This is a genomic window from Curtobacterium sp. NPDC089991 (genome assembly GCF_044748425.1).
Taxonomy (GTDB): domain Bacteria; phylum Actinomycetota; class Actinomycetes; order Actinomycetales; family Microbacteriaceae; genus Curtobacterium.
This window is the reverse complement of sequence record NZ_JBIVGB010000001.1, coordinates 895,469-918,039: the sequence shown is the minus strand read 5'-3', so window position 1 is coordinate 918,039 and position 22,571 is coordinate 895,469. Positions and strand designations below refer to the sequence as shown.

Here is a 22,571-nt window from a genome sequence, read left to right as displayed (position 1 = left end):
GGCCGAGCGTACGCGGACCGGCATGGGGTGCGCCCGGCGCGCCGGGTCGGTTCTCAGGCCACCCGGGAGGCGCTGGTCAACGCCCCGACGACGCGCAGGATCACGCCGAGGTCGTCCACTGCACGCTCCGGGTCGACGGGAGCGAAGCCGGTGAGCGCGGCGCCGGCCAGGCGGCGGCCGCGGGTCGCGGCCTGGATCCGCTCGACCAGTCCCGCGCCGTCGAGTCCGAACGGCACCGGCTCGAGCAGGCCGTCGACCTCGGACGGGTCGAGGACGTCGAGGTCGACGTGCACGAACACCGAGGTCGCTCCGGTGGCGTCGACGGCGGCGGCGAGGGCGTCCGGGGTGGCGGCGTCGACGTCGAGTCGGGTGATCCCGGCACGGTCGAGGGCGGCGTCCTCGGCGTCGTCGAGCCCGCGGACGCCCGCGACCACGACCGACGAGGCGGGGAGCACCGGCAGCGCGGGGAACAGCTCGTCGGCGCGGTCGACCAGGATCCGGAGGGCTGCGGTCTCAGCGGCGACGGGCTGGGCGCGGTTGAGTGCGCGGTACCCGCTGGACCCGGCGATGCGGACGAACGCGGTGTCCGGGCCGAGGCCGACGGTCGCGCCGAGGACGCTCGCACCGTCCCCGCCGACGACGAGGACGGGTTCGCTGGCGACGCCGGTCTCCTCGGCCACACGGTCGGCGACGGCGAGCACGGAGGTGTAGCGGGCGACGGCTGTCTCGAGCCGGTCGCCCGCGCCGGCGGGGACGTCGACCACGGTGGTGGACGCACGGGGGAGGTCGGCCGCGATCGCGGTCGCTCCGTCCCCGAGGCGCATCGCGCGCGACGACGCCGAACCCTGCCACTGACCGACCACGAGGAACTGCATCGTCTCAGTCTGTCAGCTGGGGTCCGGCGTCGTCCGGGAAGGTCGTCCGGGAACGTCAGAGGCTCGACGAGCCGCCGGACTTCAGCGCGGCGAGTCGCGCCTCGACCTCGGCGTCCTTGCCGACGTCCTCGAGGCTCTCGAACTGGGCGTCGAGGCTCGACGACTGCAGTTCCTGCTGCCCGAGGACCTTGGCCTCTTCACGACGGACCTTCTCCTCGAAGCGACCGAGGTCGCTCGTCGGGTCGAGCACGTCGATGTTGCCGAGGGCGTCGTTGACCTTGGACTGCGCCTCGGCCGTCTTCGAGCGGGCGACGAGGTTGTCGCGCTTCGCACGGAGCTCCTCGAGCTTCTGCTCCATGCCGGCGAGCCCGGTCTTGAGCTTCTCGACCGCTTCGTTCTGCGAGGCGAGGTTCGGCTCGGCGTCCTTGACCTCCTGCTCGGCCGCGATCTGCTTGCCGATCGCGATCTTCGCGAGGTTGTCGAACTTGTCCGCCTCGGCCGTCTTGCCCTCGGCGCGGTACTTGTCCGCGGCGGTGGAGGCGTTGGCGGCCTTCTGGCCCCACTCGGACGAGGCGCGCTTGTCCTCTTCGTGGTCCTGCTCGAGCAGCCGCACGTTGCCGATCGTCTGCGCGATCGCCGTCTTCGCGTCGGCGATGTTGTTCGTGTAGTCACGCACGAGCTGGTCCAGCATCTTCTGCGGGTCCTCGGCGTTGTCGATGAGCTGGTTGATGTTCGCCCGCACGAGGGTGGAGATGCGGCCGAAGATCGTCTGCTTTGCCATTGCTGTTCCCTTTCCTGGAAGGTCTGACGTGGTGTGTCTGGTCTGTCGGGTGTGTGGTCTGGTCGTCGGGTGGGTCGGGGTCAGAAGCGGCCGCCGCCGGAGAACCCGCCTCCGCCGCCGCCTCCGCCGCCGCCTCCGCCACCGCCGAAACCGCCCCCGCCGCCGAAGCCGCCCCCGAAGGAGCCGCCGCCGAAGCTGCCGCCGCGACCGCCGAGCAGGCCGCCGAGCACGATGCCGGTGACGAGGCCGCCGAGCTGGGCGCCGTTGCCGCCCCCACCGCCGAAGCCGCCACCGCCGCCGCCCCAGCCGCCCATGTCGTCGTTCGCCGAGTCCATCGCCGCGGCGGCGTACTGCTCGGCCGCCCGTGCTGCCTGCAGTGCCTGTCCGGGGTCGGTGGTGGCGAGCTGCACGGCGTCGTCGAGGGCGCGTTCGGCCTCGGACAGGCGGGTGCGAGCGGTCGGTCCGATGCCGCCACGGTGCAGCGAGATGTACTCGCGCGCCTGGCTGATCCGGTTCCGGGCGTCGCGCAGGGCGTCGTCGAGGGCGCGGGACGCCCGGCGCTGCTGCTCTTCGGCACCCCGGGCGGCCGCGATGGCCTGGTCGATCTCGGTGTTCGCCTTCGTGAGGGCGTCGACCGCGGTGATCGGGTCCTTCGGGTCGAACCCCTGCCGCAGCACGGTCTGCGCCCGGGTCACGGCCGCGGCGAGGTCGGGCCCGCCCACGGTGAGGGTCCGGGCCGCGGCGACGTCGCCCTCGATGTCGATGCGCATCGCCTCGGCGCGTGCGGTGGCCTCGGTGAAGGTGCCCTCGGCCGCGACCGCGCTGTTCGTGAGTTGCTGCACCTGGGCCAGGGCGTGCTGGGCGTCGCGCACGGCGACCACCGCTTCGCCCTTGTCGCCGGCCGCGATCGCCGCGGTGGCCGCGTTCGAGCGCTCGGTGGCGTAGGCGAGCACCTGGTGTGCCTGGTCGACGTTGTCGGCGACGGTCGCGAGGGTACGGCCGGTGTAGTTGGCTCGCACGCGGTCGAGCGCGGCTGCTGCTGCGCCGACCGACGCCGGTGCTTCCGCGACGGCCTGGGCCAGCGCGGCGGCTGCTTCCTCGACGCCGTCCTCGAGCGACCGGAGCTTGTCGAACGACTCGGTCTGCTCCTCGATCGAGGCGTGCGCCTGCTGGCAGATCGCGATGATCTGGTTCGCCCAGTCGGCACGCTGCTGGGGGGAGTCCGGGATCTCGTCGTCGAGCTGCTGCCGGAACGTGAAGGCCTTGCGCACGGCCTGCTGCGCAGCGGCGACGGCGTCGGCGAAGGGCTTCGCGGCGTCGGGACCGAACTGGGCCGTGGCGAACCCGACCTCTTGCTCGGCGGTGCGGAGCTCGTCGTCGATCGTCACGAGCGCGCCGCCGGCGGTGCGCTCGAGGTCGGCGAGGGACTCCTGCTGTGCCTGGGTGGCCGCGGCGGTCTTCCGCTTGTTGCGGGTGCGGACGACGAGCACGACGACGATCAGGCCGACGACGATCACGAGCAGCAGGATCCAGAGCCAGGTCAGGTTCGGCGGCGCCTGGGTGTCCGTCAGCCCGTTCGCGAACGCCACGGCCGCGCCGGACCAGTCGCCCTGCTTCAGCTCGGGGAGCAGCGAGTCGTCCACGGCGCTCTGCACGTCGGACTCGGAGATGGCGGTCTCGTTCGTCTGCTGCACGTCGTAGTTGCGGTCGTCGACGGCGACCGACAGCAGGATGCCGTCGGTGTCGATCTGGTTCTGCTCCATGACCGCGGAGCCCCACGCGGTGTGGTCCGCCGGATCGGTGAACGTCGGCACGAACACGACGTACAGCTGCGTCTGGGTCTCGGCGTACAGGTCCTGCACCGCCTGTTCGACCTGCGCCTGCTGCGAGGAGCTGAGGGCGTCGGCTTCGTCGAGGACGTACGCCCCACCCAGGTCGACGGGTGCCGTGGCCTGCGCGGTCGCCGCCGGAGCCAGGACGATCAGCATCGCCACGGCCGCTGCCGTGACGCGACCCCAGAGCCGCGCTGTCCCCCGTTCCGTCCTCGACCCGCCTGTGCCCGATCCGCGCTGGACCGTTCGCATCCGTCCTCCGTCCGTCACCGGTCGGCGCCGTCGACGCCGTCCCGAACGGCGCCCTGAGAGCGCCGTCGCCCGGAGTCTATCCACGGCGCGCAAGCGACGGACGGACTCTCGGCGAACACTGTGGACAAGCCGATCCATGGGTGTCTTGTCCCCCGGAGCGGGGTAGGCTGGCGCCACTGTTCGACGACGAACGGAAGGGAACAGCAATGGAGCGAACCACGAGTACCGAGGTCGTCCCGCTCGAGGACGGCTACCACCGCGTCTCGACGCCGGCGACCGGCGTGATCGGCTTCGTGCGCGAGCACGACGGCCGCTACGAAGTGCTGCGCGGACGCGTCCGCCAGGCGACCCGATCCGAGGGTCTCTACAGCACGATGAACGTCGCACTGATCGCACTCACGCACGCGTAGCGACCACCGCCCTGGGCCGGCCATCCGCGCACCGTAGGCTGCGTGCGTGGGTGAGTCGGGCCTCCAGGCGGTCGTGGTGACGTTGTGCGCGCCGGGTCCGGACCGTGCCGCCGACCGGGAGGCCCTGGTCGCCGCCGTCGCGGCGGCTGCGGCAGTCGAGTCGGCTGCCGTGCGCGCGGGGCGCGTCTGCCCACACTGCGCCGGGATCGACCACGGTCGTCCTTGGGCCACGGTGCACGGCACCGCGGTCGGCGTCAGCCTGTCGCGCACGACCGGCGTGCTCGCGCTCGCGGTCGCGCCGGGCCCGGTCGGCGTCGACCTCGAGCGGGTGTCCCGCGTCGGCGCAGCGCCCCTCGACGTCTTCACGTCCGGCGAACGCGAGCGCTCGGCCGGTGATGCCGACTTGCTCGCGGCCTGCTGGGCGGCGAAGGAGGCCGTGCTGAAGCGCGACGGTCGGGGCCTGCGCGTCGATCCGCTGTCGGTCGACGTGGACGTCGCTGCCGGCACCGCGCGGTTCGAGGGGCGAGACCACCCGGTGACGATCCACCGGCCGGCGCCCGACCTGGTGCTCGTCGTCGCGGCCGGCGGGCTGCCCGTCGTGGTCGAGGGGACGCTCAGCGGGGGAGTGTGAGCACCTCGGCGCCGTCCTCGGTGATCGCGATGGTGTGCTCGGTGTGGGCCGTCCGGGCTCCCGTGGCACTGCGGAGCGTCCAGCCGTCGGCATCGGTGACGAGCACGTCGGTGTCCGCCATCACCCACGGTTCGAGCGCGAGCAGGAGGCCCGGCCGGAGCGTGTAGCCACGGCCCGCGCGGCCCGTGTTCGACACGTGCGGGTCCTGGTGCATGGTCGAGCCGATGCCGTGGCCGCCGAACTCGACGTTGACCGGGTAGCCCGCACCCTCGAGCACGGTCCCGATGGCGTGCGACAGATCGCCGATGCGGGCCCCGGGGCCGGCGGCGGCGATCCCGGCGGCCAGGGCGCGCTCGGTCGCGTCGATGAGGGCGAGGTCCTCGTCGCGCGGGGTGCCGACGACGAAGCTCACGGCGGCGTCGGCGGCGATGCCGTCCAGCGACACCGCGAGGTCGAGGGTGAGCAGGTCGCCGTCGGCCAGCGCCCGGTCGTGCGGCAGCCCGTGCAGCACGGCGTCGTTCACGGCCGTGCAGATGTGGTGGCCGAACGGACCGCGGCCGAACGACGGTGCGTAGTCGACGTAGCAGGAGTCCGCGCCGGCGGCCTCGATCATCTGCTTCGCCCACCGGTCGATCTCGAGCAGGTTGGTGCCCACGCGGGTCCGTTCGCGCAGGGTCTGCAGGATGGTGCCGACGAGGGCTCCGGTGGCACGGGCCTTCTCGACCTCGGCGGGCGTCAGGATCTCGATCACGCGGATGATCATACCGGTATTACTATGTGGGTATGGTCCGTCTCCCGCTCCGCCCCGACGAGGTCGCGCGCGGTCGCCGTCTCGGTGCACTGCTCCGCCGCGCACGTGGCCCACGGTCGATCGTCGACACCGCCCTCGCCGCCGGGATCTCGCCCGAGACGCTCCGCAAGATCGAGACCGGGCGGATCGCGACCCCGGCGTTCTCGACCATCGCGTCCGTCGCCGGCGTGGTCGGGCTGTCGCTCGACGCGGTGTGGTCCGAGGTCAGCTGCGACCCGGCCGACGGCGAGCTGGCTGGCTAGTCGACGCGCGGCGCGGGCAGCGCCGGTACCGACGCCTCGTCGATCCAGGGCCCGGTCACCGCCCGGACGTCCGCGACGGAACGGCCGGCGGCGTCCGCGAAGGCCCCGAGCACGTCGGGCACCGTCACCGAACCGTGCCGGTGCCGTTCGGTGATGCTGCGGAGCCCGGCGGTGAACGCGTCGTCGCCGAACGTGCGGCGGACGGCGTGCAGGGCGAGGGCCCCGCGCTTGTAGACCCGGTCGTCGAACATGTCCTTCGCGCCGGGGTCACCGACGACGAGGTCCTCGGGCTGGTCGAGGAGCCCCTGCCGGTACTGCGCCGCGAGCACGTCGGCGGTGTCGCCGCCGTGGTGCTCGGACCACAACCACTCGGCGTAGCAGGCGAACCCCTCGTGCAGCCAGATGTCCTGCCAGCGGGTGACCGTCACCGAGTTGCCGAACCACTGGTGTGCGAGCTCGTGCGCGATGAGCCGGTCGGTGCCGTGCTCGCCGTCGACGTGGTTCCGGCCGAACACCGCGAGCCCGTGTGCCTCGAGGGGGATCTCGAGCTCGTCGTCGGTGACCACGACGCCGTACGCCGCGAACGGGTACGGGCCGAAGCGGTCCGAGAACAGCGCGAGCATCTCCGGTACCTGCCCGAAGTCGGTCTTCGCGGCGGCAGCCAGGTCGGCGGGGTGGTGCAGGGTCACGGGGACGACGGCGCCGCGGAGCCTCGTCGTGCGGTACCGCCCGATCTGCACCGTCGCCAGGTACGTCGCCATCGGCTCGGTGGTGGCGTAGGTCCAGCGGGTGCCGATGCGGTCGCGTTCCTTGCCGAGCAGTGCACCGTTCGCCAGGACGTCGTACGCGGCCTCGGCGGCGATCTCGAACCGGTAGGTCGCCTTGTCGTCCGGTCGGTCGTTGCAGGGGAACCACGAGGGCGCCCCCGTCGGCTGGGCCGCGACGATGACGCCGTCGGTGAGTTCCTCCCAGCCGACCTGGCCCCAGGCGCTGCGGACGGGGCGCGGGTTGCCGCGGTACCGCAGGTGCACGGTGAACGTGGTGTCGGCAGCGATCGGCGACGCCGGGGTGACGGTGACCTTGTGCACCGCCTTCGACACCTTCTTCGCGCGGGTGCCGTCGACGTCGGCACGCTCGACGCTCAGGCCGTGCAGGTCGATGACGATCCGGTCGAGGGGTTCGTGGGCTCGGGCGGTGATCGTCGCCGTGCCGTCGAGGCGGTTCGTGGCCACGCGGTAGTCGAGGCGGAGGTCGTAGTGCTCGGCGCTCCAGCGTCGGTCGCCGCTGTGCGGGGTGTACGGGTCGGCAGCGGGGGTGTTCGGCACGGTCCCAGTCAACCCCATGGCGCCGGTCAGTCCGCCACGGTGGCCGGTTCGGCTGTCCACGGAGCGATGGGGTTGCCGGACCAGCGGGACCCGGTGGGCACCTGCTCGCCGCGCATCACGAGCGAGGCCGGACCCACCGTGGCGCCCGTGCCGATGCCGGCTGCGGGCAGGACGACGCTGTGCGGCCCGAGGGTCGCGCCGGCGTCGAGGCGCACGGTGTCGAGCTGCATCACCCGGTCGTGGAACAGGTGGGTCTGCACGACGGTCCCGCGCGCCACCGAGGCGCCGGCCCCGATCGTGACGAGGTCGGCCTCGGGCAGCCAGTAGGTCTCGAGCCAGGTGCCGCGGCCGATCGTCGCGCCGAGGCTCCGCAGCCACGCCGCCAGGGCCGGGGTGCCGGTGGCCTGCTCGGCGAACCAGGGTCGGGCGACCGTCTCGACGAAGGTGTCCTGCACCTCGTTGCGCCACACGAACGACGACCACAGCGGGTGCTCCCGGGCGGTGATCCGGCCGACGAACGCCCACTTCGCGATCGTCGACACCACCGCGGCGACGGCCCCGGCGACGATGAGCACCGGTCCGGCGAGCAGCACCGTCCACCCGACGCCGACCGCCGACCACAGGGCGAGCAGGGTGCCCGCCACCCCGAGGGCGATCGCGGCGGACACCATCGGGGCGACGAGCCGCAGCAGCTCCCAGCAGCCGCGGGCGACCTTGAGTCGGACGGGCGGACGGAAGGTGCGCTCCTCGTCGAACTGCGTCGCCGCACGGCGCAGCCGCACCGGGGGTGAGCCGAGCCACGACGACCCGCGCTTGGCCTTCTTCGGCACGGCGGACAGCACCGCCACCAGCGCCTCGCGCGGGACCGAGCGTCCGGCGCCCGTCATCCCGCTGTTGCCGAGGAACGCCCGCCGCCCGACCTTCGACCGGCCGATCCGCACCCGGCCACCACCGAGCTCGTACGTGGCGACCATGGTGTCGTCGGCCAGGAAGGCGCCGGACGCGATCTGCGTCAGCGCGGGGATGAGCAGGACCGTCGAGATCTCCGTGTTCCGGCCGACCTTCGCCCCGAGCAGCCGCAACCACACGGGCGTCACGAGCGAGGCGTACAGCGGGAACAGCAGCGTCCGCGCCGCGTCCAGCACCCGCTCCGTCGACCACGCCTGCCACCCGATCCGCGAACGCACGGGGTGACGCCCCTCGTGCAGCCCGATGCTGAGCAACCGCACCGACCCCACCACGAGCAGCGCGTACACGGCCCCGGCGACGACGGTCGCGAGCGGCACGGTCGCGAGGGCGCGCAGCACCGCGTCACCGAGCGTCGACGCACGCCCGACCAGGGCGACGGCGACCAGCAGCCCGACCGCGACACCGATCACCGGCAACCCGGCCACGGCCACGGAGCCGGCCCCGTACGCCAGCAGCCAGCGTCGACGCGACGGGGGACGGGCCTCCCGGCCGTGCCTGGCCGACCCGACGCGTTCGGCGGGCGAACCCGCCCAGCGCTGACCGGCGGGCACCCGGCCGGCGACGGCCGAGCCGGCCTCGACCTCGGCACCCGCGCCCACGTGCGCACCGGGCAGCAGCGTGGTGCGGCTGTGCACGACGGCGTCGTCGTCGACACGGACCCGGCCGAGCCGGAACACGTCACCGTCCACCCAGTGCCCCGCGAGGTCCACCTCGGGCTCGATCGACGCACGCTTGCCGATCGTGAGCATCCCGGTGACCGGCGGGAGCGTGTGCAGGTCGACGTCCGTGCCGATCCGCGCCCCGAGCGCACGGGCGTAGTAGCTGATCCACGGCGCCCCGGCGGTCGAGGGACCGTCGACCGCCTCGGCGATCCGCTCCGCCAGCCAGACCCGCAGGTGCACCGAGCCACCCCGGGGGTGGTCGCCCGGCCGGACCCCGACGAGCAGCAGCCGAGCCAGCACGACCGTGAGTGCCATCTTGCCGATCGGCGTCACGAACACCAGCAGCGCGACCACGAGCGCCGGCCAGGGGAGCACCGGCAGGAACGGCAGCGTCGTCGCGTGCAGCACCGCCGCGACCAGGGCCGTCCACGTCAGGACCCGCAACCCGCGCAGCACCTGCACCGGCAAGCCCAGCAGCGTCATCGCGAGCCCCGTCGTGGGCGGGACCGGCCTCACGTCGCGTGATGCGGCCGCCACCGGACCGGACTCGTCCAACGCGGCCGCCAGCGCGCCGATGCGCGGATGGTCGTAGACGTCGGCGACGGTCGTCGTCGGGAACCGCTCCCGGATCGCCGACACCAGCTGCGCCGCCGTCAGCGACCCGCCACCGTGCGCGAAGAAGTCGTCGTCGACGCTCGACACCGGCACCCCGAGGATCGCCGCCCAGCGCTCAGCGATCCACGCCACCGTGTCCGGCAGCATCGCGGCGTCGGTGGCCCCGGGCAACGGCCACGGCAGCGCGGCACGGTCGACCTTGCCCGACGTCCGCGTCGGCAACGAGTCCACCACGGCGACGAGCGGGACGAGCGCCGCGGGCAGCTCCTGCCGCAACCGGGCGTTCGCAGCCGCGACGTCCACCGTGGCACCCGCCACCGGCGCCACGTACCCCACCAGCACCTGGTTGCCCGCCGGCGTCCGCTGCACCACGGCCGCACCACCCGCCACGTCGTCGAGCGCCTGCAGCGCCGCGTCGATCTCCCCGAGCTCGATGCGCCGACCACCGAGCTTCACCTGGTCGTCCGCACGCCCCTGGAACACGAGCCCCTCGGGGTCGTAGCGCACCAGGTCACCACTCCGGTACGCCCGGTCCCACCCGAGCTCCGGGAACGGGGCGTACTTCTCCGCGTCCTTCGCCGGGTCCAGGTACCGCCCCAACCCGACACCACCGATCACGAGCTCACCGACCCCGCCCGGCTCCACCCGCTGCCCGGCACCGTCCACGACCGCCAGGTCCCACCCGTCCAGCGGCAGCCCGATCCGGATCGGCTGCCCGCCGTCGAGCAGCGACCCGCACGCCACCACCGTGGCCTCCGTCGGACCGTACGTGTTCCACACCTCACGGTCGCGACTCGCGATCCGCGCCGCCAGCTCCGGCGGGCACGCCTCACCACCGAAGATGACCAGCCGCACCTGCTCCAACGCATCGTCCGGCCACAGCGCCGCCAACGTCGGCACCGTCGAGACCACCGTGATCGTGTGCGCGATCAACCACGGCCCGAGGTCCACCCCCGTCCGCACCAACGACCGCGGCGCCGGCACCAACGCAGCACCGTGCCCCCATGCCAGCCACATCTCCTCGCACGACGCATCGAACGCGACACTCAGCCCCGCCAGCACCCGGTCACCGGGACCGATCGGCGCCGCCTGCAGGAACATCCGCGCCTCGGCGTCCACGAACGCCGCAGCACTGCGGTGGGTCACCGCCACGCCCTTCGGCACCCCCGTCGACCCCGAGGTGAAGATGATCCACGCGTCGTCGTCCAGGTGGGGGAGATCGGCGCTCGCCGTGGGGTCCGTCACGGGCAGCTCGCCGCCGTCGCGGTCGCGCAGGACGCCGCCGGCCCCGATCACGCCGACGACGCCGGCCTCACCGAACACGAGGGTCGCGCGTTCCTCGGGGTCGTCGGCGTCGACGGGCACGTACGCGGCTCCGGCGGCGAGCACCGCGAGGATCGACAGGTACAGGTCCCGCCCGCCGGAGGGGATCCGCACGCCGACCCGGTCACCCCGTCGGACTCCGCGGCGGGCGAGGTCGTCGGCCTGCGCGCGCACCAGGTCGAGCAGGGCGGCGTAGTCGACGGTGCCGGCGGGGTCCTCGAGCGCGGTCGCGGTCGGGTGGGTGGCCGCGGTCGCCGCGAGGACGTCGAACAGGGTCCGTGGTGCGGGGGCGTGCCCGCCGCGTGCGAGTTCGAGCTGCGCGTTCCCGGTGCCGGTGGTCATCGGTTCCCTCTTCCCGGTCGCGTGCAGGACGACCGGCCCGTGATCCTAGGGGGTGCGCGTGACGCGCGGGGAAACACGGGGTAGCGCGGTGCGCGCGGGCGCTTCGTGAGCAGAAACTGTCGAGTCGCTTCCCCCGACCCGACCATTCCTGCTCATCATCCGCGCGAACGCCAACATCCGCCACGACGTGCGCAACCCATCCCGGAGAGTCTCAACGGGGGAAGGTCGCCGCAGACGACATCGCGCGCAGCTGACTGAGCGCAGCGAAGACAACTGCTTGCGCGGGAATGTCACAGTGCCCCCAGGAGGATTCGAACCTCCGCCCCTGCCTCCGGAGGGCAGTGCTCTATCCCCTGAGCTATGGGGGCCAAGGGGTGGAATAACCGTAGCAGGTCCGGCGCGGGCTCCTGGACAGCGCGTGTCGCGCACGAGGCGCGGCCGCAGGGCGGACGGGAGGCGCGGTGCGGACCCGCCACGGGCCTCCCGTCCGCACCGTGCGTGCGTCGCGGGCCCGTGCGGGCTTGCGCGCTCCGTGCGTCGCTGCAAGCGCGCACCAAACGTGCAACCTCGCACCAGGCGGCGGGCCCGGCACTGTGCGTGGTGGCCGTCGGACGGGAGGCACGGTGCGGGCCCGCCACGGGCCTCCCGTCCGCACCGTGCGCGCGTCGCGGGCCCGTGCGGCTTTGTGAGCGCGCACCAAGCGTGCAACCTCGCACCGGGCGGCGGACCCGGCACCGTGCCGGCGCGTGCGCGGTCGCGTCAGCCCGCGGGTGTCGCCGTCGCCGTCGCCGTCGCCGACGGCTGCAGCGCTGCGCGCACCGCATCGACGACGGGCTGTGCGCCGCCGGGCTCGGTGAACAGCGTCGACTGCGTGGTGATCCAGTACGGGTCGGCGAAGGCGTCCGCGCGGCCGATGCCGTCGTTCAGCGCGAAGTAGCCCTCGACGCGGTAGGTGGGGACCGATCCGCCCCGGTCGTACAGGGCGTCCTTCAGGTTCGTGAGCGACTTCTCAGGCAGGTCGGCGACGGCCAGGGTGATCGTCTCGGTGTCGTCGTCGGTGGCGACGAACTGGCAGACGCGGCCCCGCTGCTTCGCGATCGTGGCGGCGGGGGAGCCCTTCGCCGGCGTGAAGGAGTCGTCGAGCGCGAAGGTCGTCCCGTAGACGGACAGGGCCTCGGTCGGCAGGAGCTCGGCGCAGGTCTGCGACACCGTCTTGCCCACCGGGGTCGCGCTGGGCGTCGGGTCGCTGTCCCCGCTGCCCGAGCAGGCCGACAGGGCGAGTGCTGCTGCGGCGGTGACGACGGCGACGGAGCACGCCCGGGCACGGCTTCGGGTGGTCATCCCGACATGATGGCCCATCGTCCGGCGTGCACCTGGGTGTCCCGGTAGACTCGTCCGCCGTGACTCCTGCCGAACTCTCCGCCGCGTACCTGTCGATCCTGACCGGGATCGTCGAGCGACGAGGCGCGTCCGAGACCGTGACGATCGGGGACTCCCACGTGGTGCTCGAGCGTCCGAAGAACCGTGCGCACGGCGACTGGGCCTCGAACGCCGCCATGCAGCTCGCGAAGCGCATCGGCACGAACCCGCGCGAGCTCGCGACGGAGATCGCCGGCGAGCTGACCGAGCTCGACGGCGTGGCCTCGGTCGAGGTCGCCGGCCCGGGGTTCATCAACATCACGCTCGAGGCCGCAGCGGCCGGTGAGATCGCCCGCACGATCGTCGAGGGCGGTGACGCCTTCGGGCACGGCGACCTGTACGACGGCGTCCGGATCAACCTGGAGTTCGTCTCGGCGAACCCGACCGGCCCGATCCACATGGGCGGCGTGCGCTGGGCAGCGGTCGGCGACAGCCTGGCCCGCGTGTTCCAGGCGCAGGGCGGCCTCGTCACCCGCGAGTACTACTTCAACGACCACGGCGCGCAGATCGACCGCTTCGCCCGGTCGCTCGTCGCGTCGGCGCTCGGTGAGCCCACGCCGGAGGACGGCTACGGCGGTGCGTACATCGCCGAGATCGCGGCCCGCGTCATCGCGACACTCGACCCCTCGGTCGACGTGAAGGACCTGCCGCGCGACGAGGCGCAGGAACTCTTCCGGCGCGAGGGCGTCGACTTCATGTTCGCGGACATCAAGTCGTCGCTGCACGACTTCGGCGTGGACTTCGATGTCTACTTCCACGAGAACGCCCTGCACGAGTCGAAGGCCGTCGAGCGCGCCATCGCCCGGCTGCGTTCGGCGGGCGTGATGTACGAGGCCGAGGGCGCCGAGTGGCTCCGCACGACCGACTTCGGCGACGACCGCGACCGCGTCGTCATCAAGTCCGACGGCGAGCCCGCGTACATCGCCGGCGACCTGGCGTACTACCTCGACAAGCGCGAGCGCGGCTTCGAGCGCAACCTGATCATGCTCGGTGCGGACCACCACGGCTACGTCGGCCGGATGATGGCGATGTGCGCCGCGTTCGGCGACGAGCCGGGCACGAACCTCGAGATCCTGATCGGGCAGATGGTCAACCTGCTCAAGGACGGCGAGCCGATGCGCATGTCCAAGCGCAACGGCACCATCGTCACGATGGAGGACCTCGTCGACGCGGTGGGCGTCGACGCCGGCCGGTACTCGCTCGTCCGGTTCGCCAGCGACACCGCGATCGACATCGACCTCGACCTGCTCACGAAGCGGACGAACGACAACCCGGTCTTCTACGTGCAGTACGCCCACGCGCGCACCCAGTCGGTGGCCCGCAACGCCGAGGCCGCGGGGGTCGACCGGTCCGCGTTCGACGCCTCGCTGTTGACGCACGACTCCGAGGGCGCGCTGCTCGGTGCCCTCGCCGAGTACCCGCGCGTGGTGCGCCACGCCGCGGAGCTCCGCGAGCCGCACCGCATCGCCCGCTACATCGAGCAGCTCGCCGGCCTGTACCACCGCTGGTACGACGCCTGCCGCGTGACCCCGCTCGGCGACGAGCCGGTCACCGACCTGCACCGCACGCGCCTGTGGCTGAACGACGCCACCGGCCAGGTCGTCCGCAACGGCCTCGGCCTGCTCGGCGTGAGCGCTCCGTCCCGCATGTAGCGGAGCGGCCGTTCCCCCTCCGGAACCAGGTTCCGGACACAGCACCGCGGAATCCCGCGGTGCTGTGTCCGTTCCACGGTGTGGAAGAAACCCATCGCCCCGCCGCGCCCGCCCACCGGACGCACCCCGCGCCTCCAGGCAGGCTGACGGGACCACCTGGCAGGGTGGGACGCATGTCCGCCGCCACCGAACGCCCACGCAAGCGCCGCCGCTGGCCCCTCGTCCTGATCGTGGTCGTCGTCGTGCTCGCCGCCCTCGTCGTGATCGCCGAGTTCGTGCTCCGCGGGGTCGTCGACCGCATCATCGCCCAGCAGGTCGAGCAGTCGCTGCCCGACGGCACCACGGGCCAGGTCGAGGCGCACGCCGACGGCATCGTCATCCCCCAGCTGATCGGCGGCACCCTCGACCAAGTCGAGATCACGTCCGAGAAGCTCACCGTCGACGGCATCCCGCTCGCCGCCGACGTCACCGCGAAGGACGTCTCCGTGGACGGCAAGGGCGATGTGCACGACGTCGACGGCACGGTCACGCTGGCGTCGTCGAGCGTGAAGGACCTGTCGAAGTACAGCCCGCTGTTCGACCGGTTGTCCCTGGTGGACGGCGGCGTCGAGCTGTCCGGTTCCACGGCGGTGCTCGGCTACGACATCACCTACGCGGCGAAGGGCGACGTGGTCGCGCAGGACGACGGCCGCGGCATCACGATCACCCCGAAGAGCGTGCGGATCACGAACTCCGACCTCGGTCTCAAGGTGGACTCGATCCCCGGCGTCACGAACGTGCCGGTGCAGGTGTGCACGGCGCAGTTCCTGCCCGAGGCGCTCCGCGTGCGCTCGCTCGACGTCTCGAAGGCCGACGCGACGGTCCGCGTCACCGCGGACGCGCTGCCGCTCAACGAGCAGGGCCTGCAGACGGTCGGCAGCTGCGGCTGATCCCGTGGCTGCGTCACACGGACGGGAGGCCCGCCCCGCGTCGGTAGGATCGGGTCCCGTGAGCGAGAACCCCCTTGCACCGCCGCGACTGCGGTTCCCGACGGACGCCTCCGAGCTGGTGGACCGGATCTGGCCCGCGTCCGCGACGCGGACCGACGACGGCGACCTGGCGGTCGGCGGTGTCACCGCGACGGACCTCGTCCGGCAGTACGGCACCCCGCTGTACGTCGTCGACGAGCGTGACGTGCAGTCCCGTGCGGTCCGGGTGCGGAACGCGTTCACCGAGGCGTTCGAGGGCATCGGCACCCGGGCGCACGTCTACTACGCCGGCAAGGCGTTCCTGACGACGCAGGTCGTGGCGTGGATGGCCGAGGCCGACCTGCGCGTGGACGTCTGCACCGGCGGGGAGCTCGCGGTCGCCCTGGCCGCCGGGATCGACCCGGCGATGCTCGGCTTCCACGGCAACGACAAGTCCGACGCCGAGATCGCCCGCGCCGTCGAGGTCGGCGTGGGCACGATCGTGCTCGACAACCACGAGGAGGTCCAGCGCGTCGCCCGTGCCGCTGCCGACGCCGGGGTCGTGCAGCGCGTCCGGATCCGCATCAACAGCGGCGTCCACGCGTCCACCCACGAGTACCTGGCGACCGCGCGCGAGGACCAGAAGTTCGGCATCCCGCTCACCGAGGCCGTCGCCGCGGCCGAGGCGGTGCGCGCCGAGTCGTCGCTCGTGTTCGTCGGGCTGCACTCGCACATCGGGTCGCAGATCTTCGACGAGTCCGGGTTCCGCGAAGCCGCTCGACGCCTGATGGACGCGCACGCCACCCTCGTCGAGACCGGTCCGGTGCCCGAGCTGAACCTCGGCGGCGGCTGGGGCATCGACTACACCGAGGCCGACTCCGCCTTCGCTCCCGAGGACGTCGCCGACGCCCTCGCCGCGATCATCGCCGAGGCCTGCGCCGAGCGGGACATCCCGGTGCCCGAGGTCGCGGTCGAGCCCGGTCGCTACATCGTCGGGCCGGCGGGCATCACGCTCTACCGCGTCGGCACGATCAAGCCCGTCACGCTCGAGACCGGCGACGCGGAGACCGGCCACGCCACCCGCACCTACGTGTCCGTCGACGGCGGCATGAGCGACAACGCCCGTCCTGCCCTGTACGGCGCCGACTACACCGCTCGCCTCGCCCGTGCGTCCGAGGCGCCGGCCGTCCTCACCCGCGTCGTCGGGAAGCACTGCGAGAGCGGGGACATCGTGGTCAACGACGAGTACCTGCCGGGTGACGTCCAGCGGGGGGACCTGCTCGCCGTCGCAGCCACCGGGGCGTACTGCTGGGCGCTGTCGAGCAACTACAACCACGTGGGCCGCCCGCCGGTCGTCGCCGTGGCGGACGGCACAACCCGTATCCTCGTGCGGGGCGAGTCGATCGACGACCTCCTCGCCCGCGACACCGGGGTCCGCCCCGTGCCCCACGCCGGCACCGGTCGCTGACCCGACGAACAGGAACCAACTCCAGATGATCGAATACCGCAACGTCCGCGTCGCGCTGCTCGGGGCCGGCTCGGTCGGGTCCCAGGTCGCGCGGCTCCTGCTCGAGCACGCCGACGAACTCGCCTCGCGCGCCGGTGCCGGCCTCGAACTCGTCGGGATCGCCGTGCGCGACGTCGACGCCGCGCGCGACGTCGACCTGCCGAAGGACCTCTACACGACCGACGCCGAGTCGCTCATCCTCGGTGCCGACATCGTCGTCGAGCTGATCGGTGGCATCGAGCCCGCGCGCACGCTCGTGCTGCAGGCGCTGCAGTCCGGCGCGGACGTCGTGACCGGCAACAAGGCGCTCCTCGCGACCCACGGTCCGGAGCTCTTCGCGGTGGCCGAGCAGGTCGGTGCGCAGCTGTACTACGAGGCCGCCGTCGCCGGTGCCATCCCGATCATCCGACCGCTGCACGACTCGCTCGCCGGTGACCGCATCGAGCGGATCATGGGCATCGTCAACGGCACCACGAACTTCATCCTCGACCTGATGGACCGCGAGGGCGCCACGTTCGAGGACGCCCTGGCGACCGCGACCGAGCTCGGGTACGCCGAGGCCGACCCGACCGCCGACATCGAGGGCTACGACGCCGCGCAGAAGGCCGCGATCCTGGCCTCGCTGGCGTTCCACACCTCGGTGCCGCTCGCTGCCGTGCACCGCGAGGGCATCACCTCGGTCACCATCGAGCAGGTCCGCGCCGCGCGCAAGGCCGGCTACGTCGTGAAGATCCTGGCGACCGCCGAGCGACTGACCGACGAGGACGGCCGCGAGGGCGTCAGCGCCCGCGTCTACCCGGCCCTCGTGCCGGAGTCGCACCCCCTGGCGAGCGTGCACGGCGCGAAGAACGCCGTGTTCGTCGAGGCCGAGGCCGCGGGCGACCTCATGTTCTACGGCGCCGGTGCCGGTGGTGTCGAGACCGCGTCCGCCGTCCTCGGCGACCTGGTGTCCGCCGCACGTCGGCACGTCATCGGTGGCCCGGGCGTCGCGGAGTCGACCCAGTCGGACCTGCCCGTCTTCCCGATCGGCACCGTCCGCACGCGTTACCAGATCACCCTGCACGTCACGGACGCCCCCGGCGTGCTGTCGACGGTCGCCGGCGTGCTCGCGAAGCACGGCGTGAGCGTCGAGACCGTCGAGCAGACCACCACAGGTGCCTCCGAGGGGACGGCAGCGCTCGTCATCGGCACGCACCTGGCGCGCGAAGCCGACCTGGCGGACACCGTCCGCACGCTCCGCGGCGAAGACGTGGTCCTGGACGTGACCAGCGTCCTGCGCTTCGTCGGCGCCTGACGCACCACGGGCCTCCAGGCCGACCGCGAACCACCACCAGACCGACCCACCGGACAGAGAGAGAAGCCTGATGGCCCACCAGTGGCAGGGAGTCCTGCGCGAGTACGCCGACCGACTCGACGTGACCGAGGCGACGCCGATCGTCACGCTCGGCGAGGGCGGCACGCCCCTCATCCCGGCTCGTCGGCTCTCCGAGCGCACCGGCGCCGAGGTCTACGTCAAGTTCGAGGGCATGAACCCGACCGGGTCCTTCAAGGACCGCGGCATGACGATGGCGATCTCGAAGGCCGTCGAGCACGGCGCGAAGGCCGTCATCTGCGCCTCGACCGGCAACACCAGCGCCTCGGCCGCCGCGTACGCCACGCACGCCGGCATCACCGCCGCGGTGCTCGTGCCGGAGGGCAAGATCGCCATGGGCAAGCTCAGCCAGGCCGTCGCGCACGACGCCCAGCTGCTGCAGGTCCAGGGCAACTTCGACGACTGCCTCGACATCGCCCGCGACCTGGCGGCGAACTACCCGGTGCACCTCGTCAACTCGGTCAACAACGACCGCATCGAGGGCCAGAAGACCGCTGCGTTCGAGGTCGTCGACGTCCTCGGCGACGCCCCGGACTTCCACTTCCTGCCGGTCGGCAACGCGGGCAACTACACCGCGTACTCCCGTGGCTACCGCGAGGACGTGGCCGCCGGTCGCACGACGAAGCTCCCGCGCATGTTCGGGTTCCAGGCCGCCGGTTCCGCACCGATCGTCCGTGGCGAGGTCGTCAAGAACCCCGACACCATCGCCTCCGCGATCCGCATCGGCAACCCGGCCTCGTGGCAGTTCGCCCTCGAGGCCCGCGACGAGACCGACGGCTACTTCGGCGCGATCTCGGACGAGGCGATCCTCGCCGCGCACCACATCCTGTCGGCCGAGGTCGGCGTCTTCGTCGAGCCCGCTTCGGCCATCGGTGTCGCCGGGCTGCTCGAGCGCGCCGATGCCGGCATCGTGCCGAAGGGCGCGAAGGTCGTCATCACCGTCACCGGCCACGGCCTGAAGGACCCGCAGTGGGCCCTGCGCACCGAGGACGGCAGCGAGGTCACCCCGACGAGCGTGCCGGTCGACACCAAGTCGATCGCGGACGTGCTCGGACTGGTCGCGGCGCAGTGAGCCCCGACCGCTCGTCCGGACCGGGGGAGGGCGTCACCGCCCACAGTGCTGTACCGGCCGGACGGGCGGTCCACGCTGTGCCCGCCGGGCGAACGGCCCACGTGTTGCCCGCCGGACGGGCCGTGCGCGTCCGCGTGCCGGCGACGTCCGCGAACCTCGGCCCGGGGTTCGACTCGCTCGGTCTCGCGCTCTCGCTGTACGACGAGGTCGTCGTCCGGGTCCGACCGGAAGCCGGCGCCACCGTCACGGTGCAGGGCGTCGGTGCCGGCGAGGTCGCCACCGACGACACGAACCTGGTCGTGCGCGCCGTCCGCCGCGGCCTCGAGCACGCCGGCGTCGACCAGCCCGGCCTCGAGCTGCACGCCACGAACGCGATCCCGCACGGCCGCGGGCTCGGTTCCTCGGCGGCCGCGATCGTCGCCGGCCTGATGGCGGCCCGCGGGCTGCTCGAGGGCATCGTCGACCTGGACGCCTCGACCCTGCTCAGCCTGGCCACCGAGATGGAGGGGCACCCGGACAACGTCGCCCCCGCACTCTTCGGTGGGCTCACCATCGCGTGGATGACGGCCGAGGGACCCGCGTACAAGCGCCTCCTGGTGCACCGCGGCGTCGCACCGGTCGTGTTCGTGCCGACGTCCACGCTGTCGACGAAGCTCGCCCGCTCCCTGCAGCCCGAGAACGTCCCGCACGCCGACGCCGCCTTCAACGTCTCCCGTTCCGCGCTGCTCGTCGCCGCGCTCATCCAGAGCCCCGAGCTCCTGCTCGCCGCGACCGAGGACCGCCTGCACCAGGCGTACCGGGCGAGCGCGATGCCGGAGACCGACGCACTGATCGGACTGCTCCGGCAGCACGGCCTCGCGGCCGTCGTGTCGGGGGCGGGACCGAGCCTGCTCGTGCTCGGCAGCGACCCGGCACAACGGCTCACGGCCGCGGATCTCGTCGCCCGACACGGAGAATCCGACTGGCGTGCGCTCATGCTGGCCGTCGATCTCGGTGGTGCTACAGTGGTGGCGCACTCGGCGCTCGAAGCCGAACCCGCGTAACCGCACGGTATGCCCGTCCTCAAGGACAGCGCCTGCGACGTCGCAGGGTCCGGCGCGCGGGTGTGCATCTCTTTCTGATCACCGAATCCCGGTCCGTCGTCTGAACGGCGGTCGATGCATACCCGTGCATCCGGGACGGTGGAAACTCTCCGCGTTCTGCGGTTCGAAAGGAAACACCGACCTTGATCGACAACAACTCCGCCCAGGTGGAGATCCCCAGCGACCTGCGCGCCCTCCGCCTGCCGGAACTCCAGCGCATCGCCTCCTCGCTCGGCATCACCGGGCTCTCCAAGCTCCGCAAGGGCGACCTCATCGCCTCCATCGAGGACAAGCGCCCCGTCACGGACGACGTCCCCGCTGCGGCAGCGCCCGCCACGACCCCCGCCGCGGCGCCGGTGACCGAGCAGCCGACGCTGCCGGAGCCCGCAGCCGAGGCACCGACCGCTCCGGTCGCCGACCCCGAGGCACCAGCCGTCGAGTCCGAGCCGGCCGCGCCGTCGCGTGCCCGCCGTTCGCGCCGCGCGTCGTCCGGTGGCACCGTGAACGCCGGCCCGACCTCGGCCGCCGAGCACACCAACGCCGGCCACACCGGCACCGAGGACCTGCTCGCGGGCCTCGACCAGGTGCGTGCCGAGAAGGACGCCCAGGAAGCCGCCCAGACGCAGACCGGTGGGCAGCGTCGCGGCCGCGGCCAGCGCGGTGCCGACCAGCAGGCCCAGCAGCCGAACGAGTCGGCCGACCAGCAGACGCCGACCTCGGCACCCGACCAGCCGGCCCGCAGCGAACAGCAGGCGCGGACCGAGCAGCAGGCGCGGACCGAGCAGCAGGCACGGACCGAGCAGCAGAGCACCGACGGCGAGTCGCAGGACCAGTCCGGTGCCGCCGACTCCGGCGAGCAGCACGACCAGAACGACCAGAACGGTGAGGGTGGTTCGCGTCGCGGCCGTCGCAGCCGTGGTCGCGGTCGTGGCCGTGGGCAGAACGCCGAGAACGGCGAGCAGAACGGCGAGCAGCAGGACGGCCAGCAGCACCAGCAGGGCGGCCAGCAGAAGCAGAACGGTGGCGACCAGCAGAAGCAGGCCGACGCCAAGCAGGCTGACGCGAAGCAGGGCGACTCCAAGCAGCGCGACGCGAAGCAGGACGACCGCGCCGAGCAGAAGCAGCAGGCGGCCAACCAGCAGAAGCAGAACGGTCAGCAGAAGCAGGGCCAGCAGGCCCAGCAGAACGCCGACGACACCGAGGGCGGCCGCAGCCGTCGCCAGCGTGACCGCAAGCGCGGCCGTGGCGGCCAGAACGACGACTTCGAGCCCGAGGTCACCGAGGACGACGTCCTGATCCCGATCGCGGGCATCCTCGACGTCCTCGACAACTACGCGTTCGTCCGCACCACCGGGTACCTGCCCGGACCGAACGACGTCTACGTCTCCCTCGGCCAGGTGAAGAAGTACCACCTGCGCAAGGGCGACGCCGTCGTCGGTTCGATCAAGCAGCCCCGTGACAACGAGCAGCAGAGCCGTCAGAAGTACAACGCGCTCGTGACCGTCGACTCGGTCAACGGCCAGACCGCCGAAGAAGCAGCGGCCCGTGTCGACTTCTCGGACCTCACCCCGCTGTACCCGAACGAGCGCCTGCGCCTCGAGACGGAGCCGGGCAAGCTCAGCACCCGCATCATCGACCTCGTGTCGCCGATCGGCAAGGGCCAGCGCGGCCTCATCGTCTCGCCGCCCAAGGCCGGCAAGACCGTCGTGCTGCAGGCCATCGCCAACGCCGTCGCGAAGAACAACCCCGAGGCGCACCTCATGGTCGTCCTCGTCGACGAGCGGCCCGAAGAGGTCACCGACATGCAGCGCACGGTGAAGGGTGAGGTCATCGCCTCGACCTTCGACCGTCCGGCCGAGGACCACACCACGGTCGCCGAGCTCGCCATCGAGCGTGCGAAGCGCCTGGTGGAGCTGGGCCACGACGTCGTGCTCCTGCTCGACTCGATCACCCGTCTGGGTCGTGCCTACAACCTGTCGACCCCGGCGTCGGGCCGCGTGCTCTCCGGTGGCGTCGACTCGGCGGCGCTCTACCCGCCGAAGCGCTTCTTCGGTGCCGCGCGCAACATCGAGGACGGCGGCTCGCTGACCATCCTCGCCACCGCGCTCGTCGAGACCGGTTCCAAGATGGACGAGGTCATCTTCGAGGAGTTCAAGGGCACCGGCAACATGGAGCTCCGCCTGAACCGTCACCTGGCGGACAAGCGGATCTTCCCGGCCGTCGACGTCAACGCCTCCGGTACCCGTCGCGAGGAGCAGCTGCTCTCCGCTGACGAGGTCAAGATCACCTGGCGTCTGCGCCGAGCCCTCGCCGGGCTCGACCCGCAGCAGGCCCTCGAGATCGTGCTGCGGAACCTCAAGGAGACGCAGTCGAACGTCGAGTTCCTGGTGCAGGTGCAGAAGTCGGTCCCGACGACCGGCGGCGCTCACCACAACGGTCACCAGGAGTAA

17 protein-coding genes and 1 tRNA gene are annotated in these 22,571 nt (G+C 72.4%); 10 read left to right on the top strand and 8 right to left on the bottom strand.

What is annotated here, in order from left to right:
* Positions 1-53 precede the first annotated feature (53 nt).
* The 3 genes from ACIPV1_RS04345 to ACIPV1_RS04335 form a co-directional block, all read right to left on the bottom strand.
* Positions 54-875, bottom strand: coding sequence for an arginase family protein (locus ACIPV1_RS04345; protein ID WP_123339765.1), 822 nt, complete (start codon positions 873-875; stop codon positions 54-56).
* 55 nt (positions 876-930) lie between these two features.
* On the bottom strand, positions 931-1,656 hold the full coding sequence (locus tag ACIPV1_RS04340) for a PspA/IM30 family protein (RefSeq protein WP_123294264.1): 726 nt from the start codon (positions 1,654-1,656) through the stop codon (positions 931-933).
* 80 nt (positions 1,657-1,736) lie between these two features.
* Positions 1,737-3,644 carry a TPM domain-containing protein gene (locus ACIPV1_RS04335; protein WP_402725874.1) on the bottom strand — a complete coding sequence of 636 codons (1,908 nt, stop codon included), beginning with the start codon at positions 3,642-3,644 and terminating at the stop codon, positions 1,737-1,739.
* Between the two features lie 302 nt (positions 3,645-3,946).
* On the opposite strand from ACIPV1_RS04335, the gene ACIPV1_RS04330 reads away from it, so the two are divergent.
* Entirely contained in the window at positions 3,947-4,150 is a 204-nt protein-coding gene (locus tag ACIPV1_RS04330) for a hypothetical protein (protein WP_071255966.1), read from the top strand.
* Positions 4,151-4,196: 46 nt separating this feature from the next.
* Positions 4,197-4,781, top strand: coding sequence for a 4'-phosphopantetheinyl transferase family protein (locus ACIPV1_RS04325; protein WP_402725803.1), 585 nt, complete (start codon positions 4,197-4,199; stop codon positions 4,779-4,781).
* Here the strand turns inward: ACIPV1_RS04325 and map are convergent.
* A complete protein-coding gene (map, locus tag ACIPV1_RS04320; RefSeq protein ID WP_402725802.1) occupies positions 4,765-5,532 on the bottom strand; it encodes a type I methionyl aminopeptidase in 768 nt (255 codons plus the stop codon). The two genes, ACIPV1_RS04325 and map, sit on opposite strands and share 17 nt — an antisense overlap.
* 32 nt (positions 5,533-5,564) lie before the next feature.
* On the opposite strand from map, the gene ACIPV1_RS04315 reads away from it, so the two are divergent.
* Positions 5,565-5,834 carry a helix-turn-helix domain-containing protein gene (locus tag ACIPV1_RS04315; protein ID WP_027465796.1) on the top strand — a complete coding sequence of 90 codons (270 nt, stop codon included), beginning with the start codon at positions 5,565-5,567 and terminating at the stop codon, positions 5,832-5,834.
* On the opposite strand, the gene ACIPV1_RS04310 is transcribed toward ACIPV1_RS04315, so the two are convergent.
* The 4 genes from ACIPV1_RS04310 to ACIPV1_RS04295 all read right to left on the bottom strand — a co-directional run bounded on the left by ACIPV1_RS04310 (position 5,831) and on the right by ACIPV1_RS04295 (position 12,411).
* The gene (locus tag ACIPV1_RS04310) at positions 5,831-7,159 is read right to left on the bottom strand and encodes a M1 family metallopeptidase (protein ID WP_402725801.1); all 1,329 of its coding nucleotides are present in this window, start codon (positions 7,157-7,159) and stop codon (positions 5,831-5,833) included. The genes ACIPV1_RS04315 and ACIPV1_RS04310 overlap by 4 nt on opposite strands.
* A 26-nt stretch (positions 7,160-7,185) precedes the next feature.
* Positions 7,186-11,070 carry a Pls/PosA family non-ribosomal peptide synthetase gene (locus ACIPV1_RS04305; protein ID WP_402725800.1) on the bottom strand — a complete coding sequence of 1,295 codons (3,885 nt, stop codon included), beginning with the start codon at positions 11,068-11,070 and terminating at the stop codon, positions 7,186-7,188.
* Positions 11,071-11,366: 296 nt separating this feature from the next.
* A tRNA-Arg gene (locus ACIPV1_RS04300) sits at positions 11,367-11,438 on the bottom strand.
* Positions 11,439-11,829: 391 nt separating this feature from the next.
* Positions 11,830-12,411 carry a hypothetical protein gene (locus tag ACIPV1_RS04295; protein WP_402725799.1) on the bottom strand — a complete coding sequence of 194 codons (582 nt, stop codon included), beginning with the start codon at positions 12,409-12,411 and terminating at the stop codon, positions 11,830-11,832.
* Positions 12,412-12,470: 59 nt separating this feature from the next.
* Between ACIPV1_RS04295 and argS the strand changes: the two genes are divergently transcribed.
* The 7 genes from argS to rho all read left to right on the top strand — a co-directional run bounded on the left by argS (position 12,471) and on the right by rho (position 22,571).
* Complete coding sequence (gene argS, locus ACIPV1_RS04290) at positions 12,471-14,141, top strand: arginine--tRNA ligase (protein ID WP_402725798.1); 1,671 nt, start codon at positions 12,471-12,473, stop codon at positions 14,139-14,141.
* 173 nt (positions 14,142-14,314) lie between these two features.
* Entirely contained in the window at positions 14,315-15,070 is a 756-nt protein-coding gene (locus ACIPV1_RS04285) for a hypothetical protein (RefSeq protein WP_402725797.1), read from the top strand.
* A gap of 58 nt (positions 15,071-15,128) precedes the next feature.
* Positions 15,129-16,556: a diaminopimelate decarboxylase gene (gene lysA / locus ACIPV1_RS04280; protein WP_402725796.1), complete on the top strand. Its 1,428-nt coding sequence runs from the start codon at positions 15,129-15,131 to the stop codon at positions 16,554-16,556.
* Positions 16,557-16,581: 25 nt separating this feature from the next.
* A complete protein-coding gene (locus tag ACIPV1_RS04275) occupies positions 16,582-17,889 on the top strand; it encodes a homoserine dehydrogenase (RefSeq protein ID WP_123339754.1) in 1,308 nt (435 codons plus the stop codon).
* Between the two features lie 70 nt (positions 17,890-17,959).
* The gene (gene thrC / locus ACIPV1_RS04270; RefSeq protein WP_111083860.1) at positions 17,960-19,039 is read left to right on the top strand and encodes a threonine synthase; all 1,080 of its coding nucleotides are present in this window, start codon (positions 17,960-17,962) and stop codon (positions 19,037-19,039) included.
* 101 nt (positions 19,040-19,140) lie between these two features.
* Complete coding sequence (gene thrB, locus ACIPV1_RS04265; protein WP_123294435.1) at positions 19,141-20,082, top strand: homoserine kinase; 942 nt, start codon at positions 19,141-19,143, stop codon at positions 20,080-20,082.
* A gap of 182 nt (positions 20,083-20,264) precedes the next feature.
* Entirely contained in the window at positions 20,265-22,571 is a 2,307-nt protein-coding gene (gene rho / locus ACIPV1_RS04260; protein WP_123937765.1) for a transcription termination factor Rho, read from the top strand.

Coding starts and splice junctions, on each gene's coding strand:
- ACIPV1_RS04345 (WP_123339765.1), bottom strand. CDS start 875: ATGCAGTTCCTCGTGGTCGGTCAGTGGCAGGGTTCGGCGTCGTCGCGC.
- ACIPV1_RS04340 (WP_123294264.1), bottom strand. CDS start 1,656: ATGGCAAAGCAGACGATCTTCGGCCGCATCTCCACCCTCGTGCGGGCG.
- ACIPV1_RS04335 (WP_402725874.1), bottom strand. CDS start 3,644: ATGCTGATCGTCCTGGCTCCGGCGGCGACCGCGCAGGCCACGGCACCC.
- ACIPV1_RS04330 (WP_071255966.1), top strand. CDS start 3,947: ATGGAGCGAACCACGAGTACCGAGGTCGTCCCGCTCGAGGACGGCTAC.
- ACIPV1_RS04315 (WP_027465796.1), top strand. CDS start 5,565: ATGGTCCGTCTCCCGCTCCGCCCCGACGAGGTCGCGCGCGGTCGCCGT.
- ACIPV1_RS04305 (WP_402725800.1), bottom strand. CDS start 11,070: ATGACCACCGGCACCGGGAACGCGCAGCTCGAACTCGCACGCGGCGGG.
- ACIPV1_RS04295 (WP_402725799.1), bottom strand. CDS start 12,411: ATGACCACCCGAAGCCGTGCCCGGGCGTGCTCCGTCGCCGTCGTCACC.
- ACIPV1_RS04285 (WP_402725797.1), top strand. CDS start 14,315: ATGTCCGCCGCCACCGAACGCCCACGCAAGCGCCGCCGCTGGCCCCTC.
- ACIPV1_RS04275 (WP_123339754.1), top strand. CDS start 16,582: ATGATCGAATACCGCAACGTCCGCGTCGCGCTGCTCGGGGCCGGCTCG.
- thrC (WP_111083860.1), top strand. CDS start 17,960: ATGGCCCACCAGTGGCAGGGAGTCCTGCGCGAGTACGCCGACCGACTC.